The following is a 6,541-nucleotide window of genomic DNA, read 5'->3' on the forward strand; positions in this document are numbered from 1 at the left end:
CTACCCACCCGTCCCGCAACCCAACTGCCAGCCCATCCCGAACTGACGTGTCCGGCCGCGGCGGGTCACCTGTCCGGGTGAGACGCCGCGCAGGGCGCAAGGGAGGGAAGATCGGTGTCCCACACGCGGGTCCATCGGTGGTCGGCCGTCCGGGTCGGTCGCCGGTGGGCCGCGATGGGCTCACCCCGCCGCGACATCTGCCGTGTCCGCGACATCTGCCGTGTCCGCGACATCTGCCGTGTCCGCGACATCTGCCGTGTCCGCGACATCTGCCGTGTCCGCGACATCTGCCGTGTCCGCGACATCTGCCGTGTCCGCGACATCTGCCGTGTCCGCCGTGTCTGCCAGGCCGAGGTGGTGCACGACGGCCCGCAGAACCTCGGCGAGTCCGGCACGCACCCGTGGGTCGCTCACCGTGCCGTCCGGACCGATGGCCTCCCTTGCCACGGGCAACGACGCGCAGGCCGACGCGCTGACGTTGGCAGCCACCTGGTCCAGCACCGTCCCCCAGCTCGGCTCGGGCACCCCTCCCCCGGCTCGGGGCGGCCACGTTGACCCAGGCAGCGGACTTACCGTAGAACTCCCCGCCGCCGATCGTCCAGTCGATCAGGTTCTTGAAGCTTCCGGGTAGCGCGCCTGCGTACTGCGGGGTGCGGAACAGCACGGCGTCGGCCGCTGTGAGCTGCGCGCGCAGTTCGGCCACGGCAGGCTGGGGCGCGTCGTCGCTCCCGCCGTAGCCGTGCTCTCGCCGTGGCGGTGGTTCTTCGATGGTGGGCTTCGACGGTGGGTGCGGCCGGGCCCGGTTCCTTGACGGCGGCCCGCCGACTCCGGCAAACAAGATGGATGCGGACCATTTCCCCTGGTGAAACAGGGTTCAGGCAAGGGTTCAAGCAGGCCGGAGCGGTACGCGGGGTCACGTCCTCCCACGGGGACGCCATCTCGCCCGGACCGGCGGTCGTACGGTGAGCGCGACCTCCGTCGACGGGCTGGTGGGGCTGGATGGCGTCCTCGGTGACGTCCTCGCCGCCTATGATCTCGGCCCGTCGCCGCGGGCGAGCCTGCTGCATGTCTCGGAGAACGTCACTTACCGCGTGGACGACCCGGCGACCGGCCGGCGTTGGGCGTTGCGGCTGCACCGGCCCGGGTACCACACTCTCGTCGAGATTCACGGGGAGCTGGCGTGGGTGGCTGCCCTGCGCGCCGACGGCGTGGTCGTGACGCCGCCGGTCGTGCCGACGAGGGCGGGTGGGCCCGTGGCGACCGTGGCCGCGACCGGAACCCTCCCCCCGAGTGCCGCCTCGCCGGATCCCGCTGGGCCGGATCCCGCTGGGCCGGATCCCGCTGGGCCGGGTGGTGCCGAGCGGCACGCCGTGTTGTTCGAATGGGTCGACGGACGTTCACCGGAACCGACGGACCCCATGTCCCTGCGCGGCGCGTTCGGGCAGCTCGGGGACATCACCGCGCGGCTGCACCGGCACGCGCGGGAGTGGTCCCGCCCGACTACCTTCGCCCGCTTCGAGTGGACCTGGCGGAGCATGCTCGGCGACGCCGGCCGGTGGGGGAGCTGGTCGGAGGGCTTGGTCACCGCGCTGGCCGACGACCCCGGCCCGCCGGGGGACGGCCCGCGGGGGGACGGCCGCGCGGCGTTGGGCCTGCTGAGCCGGGCCGCGGCCGACATCGAGGCACGCCTGGCCGCCTTCGGCACCGGGCCGGACCGGTTCGGGCTCGTCCACGCCGACATGCGGCTGGCGAACCTCCTGGTACCCCGGGACGCGTCCACCGGGGACGTCTGCGTGATCGACTTCGATGACTGCGGCTTCGGCTGGTACCTCTGGGATCTTGCCGCGTCGCTGTCCTTCATCGAGCACCTCGACGAGGCCGGCGACCTGGTGGCCGCCTGGCTGGCCGCCTACCAGCGCCAGCGCCCGCTCACCGCGGACGACGTAGCGATGATCCCTACCTTCGTCCTGTTGCGCCGGCTGCTCCTGGTGGCCTGGCTGGGCACCCATCCGCACTCGGACGCGGTGCCGAGTGCCACCGAGTACGCCCGGGACAGTTGCGAGCTGGCCGAGGCCTATCTGGGCGGGCGGTTCCTCGCCGGCTGAGGCGGCGGCCTGCGGCCAGGCCTGACCGGTGGCTCGTCCCGCCTGCCCGAAATCCCCGAGGACCGGCACGCCCGGACCACTCAGCGGCCGGTGAAACGGGGCGCGCGGCGCTCCGTCGAGGCGCGCACCCCCTCGGCGAAGTCCTCGGTGGCCCGCAGCCTGGCCTGCTCGGCGGTTTCCCGCTCGGTGGCCGCCCGGATGACGGGGACGAGATCCGCCCACATCGTCTCCCGGATGCTGCGCACGGCCAGCGGCGCGGCGGCGGTGATCTCACCGGCCAGCGCCACCGCGGCCTCCCGCAGCTCGGCGTTCGGCACGAGCCGGTCGGCGAGGCCGATGCCGAACGCCTCCTGCCCACCAACCCGGCGACCGGTGTAGAGCAGGTCGAGCGCCTTCTGCCGGCCGACGACCGCCGGCAGGGTCACCGAGATGCCGAAGCCCTGGTGCAGCCCGATCCGGGAGAAGTTCGCCGCGAAGCGGCTGTCCGGGCTTGCGACCCGGAAGTCCGCGGACAGCGCGAGCCCCAGCCCGCCGCCGACCGCGCTGCCCTGCACCGCGGCCACGACCGGTATCGGGGAGGCGAACAGCCGTAGCGCCTCGCGGTAGAGGGCCTGCGCCCCCTCGTCCGCCGAGATCGCCTCGGCCGCACTCGCGCCGGAGAAGTCGGCTCCGGCGCAGAAGTTCCTGCCCTGGGAGCACAGCACGACGGCACGGACGTCGGAGTCGGCGTCGAGCTTGTCGTAGATGTCGGCGAGGGTCTGGATCAGGCGCACGTCGAAGAAGTTGTGCGGCGGACGGCAGACCTCGACGACGGCGACGTGGCCGGGCAGGGTCTGTACCGTGATGTCTCCGGACTCGCTCATGATGATCCTCCGTCGGGTCGTCCGTGCTGGTGCCGGCGGTCCGCCGTGCCGGCGGGGTCTCCTCCGTCCGACATCGTCCATCCTGACCGAAAACGCCTCGCGGGTCGCGTCACGGGCTGGGCCTGGACTGGGCCTGGCGTGAGCGGACTGAGCCTGGAGCGAACGGAGACGGACGCGGCTGACCTCCCGTTCCCTGACGACGAGTTCGACGTGGTGCTCTCCTGTTTACCGGCTAGATCATGCTCACGGTGTTCAATGTGCTGTGCTGACCGGACAGCCGCCGCGTCAGCGGCCGGGGGCCGGCCAGAAGGTCGCGAGCGGAATCGGGGAGTCCGCCGGGACCGAGGAACCGAGGACGACGTCGGTGGGGGTGATGGCGTTCGCGTCGCTGTACGGCCCGCCCAGCGTGCCGAGATCGGTGAAACGGCCGTCGCGCCAACGGAACGCGTGCCCGTTCGCCGTGCCGGCGACGGTTCCCCGGTCGTTGATGGCGGTCACCCCAAAGTCGCCGCTGGGCACGCTGATGGTCGTGCGCTGGCCGTGCCACCAGACGAATGCATGGTTCGATGAGCCGCGGCTCAGGACGAGGACCTGGCCGGCGTTGTTGATCCCGATCGCCCAGGATTCGGTGTCGCCGGGCGGCGTACCGAGGTCGATCAGACGATCGCGTTCCCAGAGGAAGGCGTGGGTGTGCCCGTCGGCCGTGTCGCTGTAGCCCACGATCTGCCCGGCGTCGTTCGCGGCCACCGCGGTGCTTGACGGGCCGCCGAGGGTACCCAGGTCGTGCAGGGTGCCTCTCCACCAGCGGAAGGCGCGGGATGGGCCGGCGGCGGTGTCACTGCTGCCGGCGATGACCCCGGCGCTGGTGACCGCGACGGCGGAGCTGCTCGGGCCGCCGAGCGTACCCAGGTCCTGCAGGTGGTTGTCCGCCCACCGGAAGGCATGGAACGTACCGGCGTTGGTGGTGCTGGTGCCGACGATGACCCCGGCGCGGTTGACCGCCACCGCGGTGCTGCTGTAGCCGCCGGCCGTGTGGGTGCCGCCGAGGTAGCCCAGACCCTGGGGCAGGGAGGTTCCGTGTTCCAGCCGGAACGCCTGCCGGTCGTAGTGGCTGACGAAATCGCCGATGACCAGGCCTTCCTCGGTCACCGCCTTCGGCTCTGTGCTGCCGTTGAGGACATGCACGGTGCCGTCGCGCCAAAGGAAGCCCGTGGCGCTGTACGCGCTGCTGTCCCAGTGACCAACGTAGAGTCCGCGGCTGTTGCCACTGGTCAGCGAGCCGGGACTGCCCGGTCCGGGAATGCCGACCCCGGCCGGCGTCGTCTGGCGTGGGTCAGGTCGTGGTTCTGGAACCGGCGCCGCCAGGGCCGGGGGAAGCCCGGTGAGGGACAACGGTGCGGCGGCTGCGGCCATGACCGCTAGGTGGACGAATGTTCTCCGGTTGCTCGGCACGGCCGACCTCCCTGGTCAGGCCTTCCCGACCGTCGTCGTGGCCGCCGGGGCGCCGTCGCACGGGTTCGGTCGCACGGGTTCGGTCGCCAGGATCCTGGCGCCGGATCGGGTCGGGATGGCTGGACGGAGGACCGGCTGGCACCCCGTCAATTGATTACTAACTGAAGCCGGATGGTGTCGAGCTGTAGTCAACTTGTCAATGAATGACACGCCCCGCCTGCGGCCGCGAGGCGCGGAACGTCGCGGGCGCCGGCCGGTGAGCGGCGCGCTGACGTGGGCGTCAGTCGACTCCACCCAGATGGTGGGGACGGCTCAGGACACCGTGATGTCGAGTTTCATACCCAGCGACTCGTGGTTGTCGACCGGGCAGTCCAGCTCGTAGGTACCCGGCTGCAGGGTCACGGTGAGGTCCTCGGACTCACCCGGTGCGAGGTCTTTCGTCGTGGCCTCGTGCAGGCCGGGCCCCTCGATCCTCAGCGCGTGCGTCACGTGTCCGGCATTCTGGGTGACGAAGGTGTAGGTGCCCGGGGTGAACGTGTTCCGGGAAAGTTTGATCACGAACTCGGTCTCGGTGACCGTCACCTTCGTCGCGCCGGCGGTTCCCGCGCTCGTCAACGGACCGGTCGGGGACGGCTTGGCCGACACCGAAGCGGGCGCGTTCGGCGTGGGCCGTGGCGTCGGGGTGGTTGTGCCGCCGCACGCGGCGGTGAGGGCGAGGATCACCGTGCCCGTCGCCATGACCGCGGCAGCCCGGCGCCCACCGCGCCGATGCGCGGCCCGTCGACCCTCGAGAAGGCCGGGGCGGGCGGGGCCTGCGGTCAAGGTTCGCAGGTGATCGGTCACGTGGTCTCCTCGGAAGGTCCGCCGGTCGACTGCGATGGTGCCCTGACGTCGTGACGTCGTCCTCATAAGCGGCTCCGGCGCGTCGCGTCGCATCACGCCGAGGGCACCACGAGGCGGTCGCGTAGGCCGTGGACGGCCGGTGGGGTCAGCCGCGCCTCGTCGTCGGGACCAGCTGGGGCAGCAGGGCTCCAAGCCCGAAGCAGACGGCGGTCGCCGTGATGGTGATGCCGAAATCACTGGGGATGCCGGGCGACAGCAGCCGAGTGGCTGAAAGCGCGAAGATGACGAACAGACCGACCCCGCAGCCGGCGGGCACGAACCGCAGGCCGCGCTGCCACCAGGTGGCCGGCACCGCATGGCGACCGAGCGGGAGCAACGCGACGGCCCAGAGCAGCCCCATCAGGACGACAAGCCCGAGGCCGAACAGCCCGTAGATGGACAACAGCGATCCGTGGATGTCGGCGGTTCCCGACACCCTGGCCACTGTGTGCAGGTCCGCGCCCCGGATCGCCACCTCCACCGGCATCAATCCGGTGGCCCGACCGTCGAGGTCGCGCACATCCAGGTCGACGGTCCAGTTCGCCGATCCGCGGGCCGGGATGGTCGTGCGCACCCGGGTGTCGTAGTCGAAGAAGGTGAGGCCGAGCACGGTTCCGCTCAGCCGTACCGAGTCGACGGGGACATTCGACCGGGTCAGGTTCTGCACGCTGACCACCACGCGGGCGACCGCACTGGCTTCGAGGACCACGTGGTCCTCACCGAGGGGCTGACCGTCGACGGTGACGCCGAGTTCCACCCCGCCGCCGTCCGCCGCATGGACCGGAGACGCCATGGGTAACATGAGCCAACTCAGGCACGCCGTCAGGCAAACGGCGACGAAAATACTTTCCCGCGCCGACCTCCCCGTCGGTAATCTGACATTCACCGCTTCCCCCCGTGGCCCGGATGACCGGCAACGCGACTGTTATCCTATCGATCGTCGTAGGGCGGGACTTCCGCCTAACGTGCATCACGTTGTCTCCGCCGGTCCGGGGCAGGCCGCCGGCAACGGGCGTGTTGCCAGCCGCACCCGGGGGGGCGCTCTGGTGTCTGGCCAGCGAGTATCTGGTCGATTCGTGCCACGGCCGTCGCGCGGTCTGGTATCGACGGTGTTTGTCGTTGTGTTTTTCTTGGTCAGCGGGGCCGGCGTCGCCACGGCGATGGTCAGTCCCGGGACGTCGACCGGCACGTCGTCGGAGTCCATCTCCCCGTCCCGGTCCATCCCCCCGTCCCCGCTGC

At 71.2% G+C, this 6,541-nt stretch carries 7 protein-coding genes and 1 pseudogene; 1 reads left to right on the forward strand and 7 read right to left on the reverse strand.

Features of this window, described 5'->3' with window-relative positions:
• Positions 1-180: 180 nt before the first annotated feature.
• Positions 181-525, reverse strand: a complete 345-nt coding sequence (locus tag AC08OO_RS21905; RefSeq protein ID WP_476611583.1) for a hypothetical protein — start codon at positions 523-525, stop codon at positions 181-183.
• Between the two features lie 49 nt (positions 526-574).
• A pseudogene (locus AC08OO_RS21910) lies at positions 575-703 on the reverse strand (NADPH-dependent FMN reductase); the annotation flags it as partial.
• A 259-nt stretch (positions 704-962) separates the two neighbouring features.
• Here AC08OO_RS21910 and AC08OO_RS21915 point away from each other — a divergent pair.
• A complete protein-coding gene (locus AC08OO_RS21915; RefSeq protein ID WP_476611582.1) occupies positions 963-2,105 on the forward strand; it encodes a phosphotransferase enzyme family protein in 1,143 nt (380 codons plus the stop codon).
• Between the two features lie 80 nt (positions 2,106-2,185).
• On the opposite strand, the gene AC08OO_RS21920 is transcribed toward AC08OO_RS21915, so the two are convergent.
• From AC08OO_RS21920 to AC08OO_RS21940, 5 genes are all read right to left on the reverse strand, one after another.
• On the reverse strand, positions 2,186-2,968 hold the full coding sequence (locus AC08OO_RS21920) for an enoyl-CoA hydratase/isomerase family protein (protein WP_476607956.1): 783 nt from the start codon (positions 2,966-2,968) through the stop codon (positions 2,186-2,188).
• 285 nt (positions 2,969-3,253) lie between these two features.
• Positions 3,254-4,420, reverse strand: a complete 1,167-nt coding sequence (locus AC08OO_RS21925) for an HAF repeat-containing protein (RefSeq protein ID WP_476611581.1) — start codon at positions 4,418-4,420, stop codon at positions 3,254-3,256.
• Between the two features lie 312 nt (positions 4,421-4,732).
• The gene (locus tag AC08OO_RS21930) at positions 4,733-5,263 is read right to left on the reverse strand and encodes a hypothetical protein (RefSeq protein WP_476607958.1); all 531 of its coding nucleotides are present in this window, start codon (positions 5,261-5,263) and stop codon (positions 4,733-4,735) included.
• A 145-nt stretch (positions 5,264-5,408) separates the two neighbouring features.
• Positions 5,409-6,095: a hypothetical protein gene (locus AC08OO_RS21935; protein WP_476611580.1), complete on the reverse strand. Its 687-nt coding sequence runs from the start codon at positions 6,093-6,095 to the stop codon at positions 5,409-5,411.
• Between the two features lie 177 nt (positions 6,096-6,272).
• A partial coding sequence (locus AC08OO_RS21940; protein WP_476611579.1) for a hypothetical protein occupies positions 6,273-6,541 on the reverse strand: 269 nt, incomplete at its 5' end.

Source organism: Frankia sp. CeCAU1, assembly GCF_977971845.1.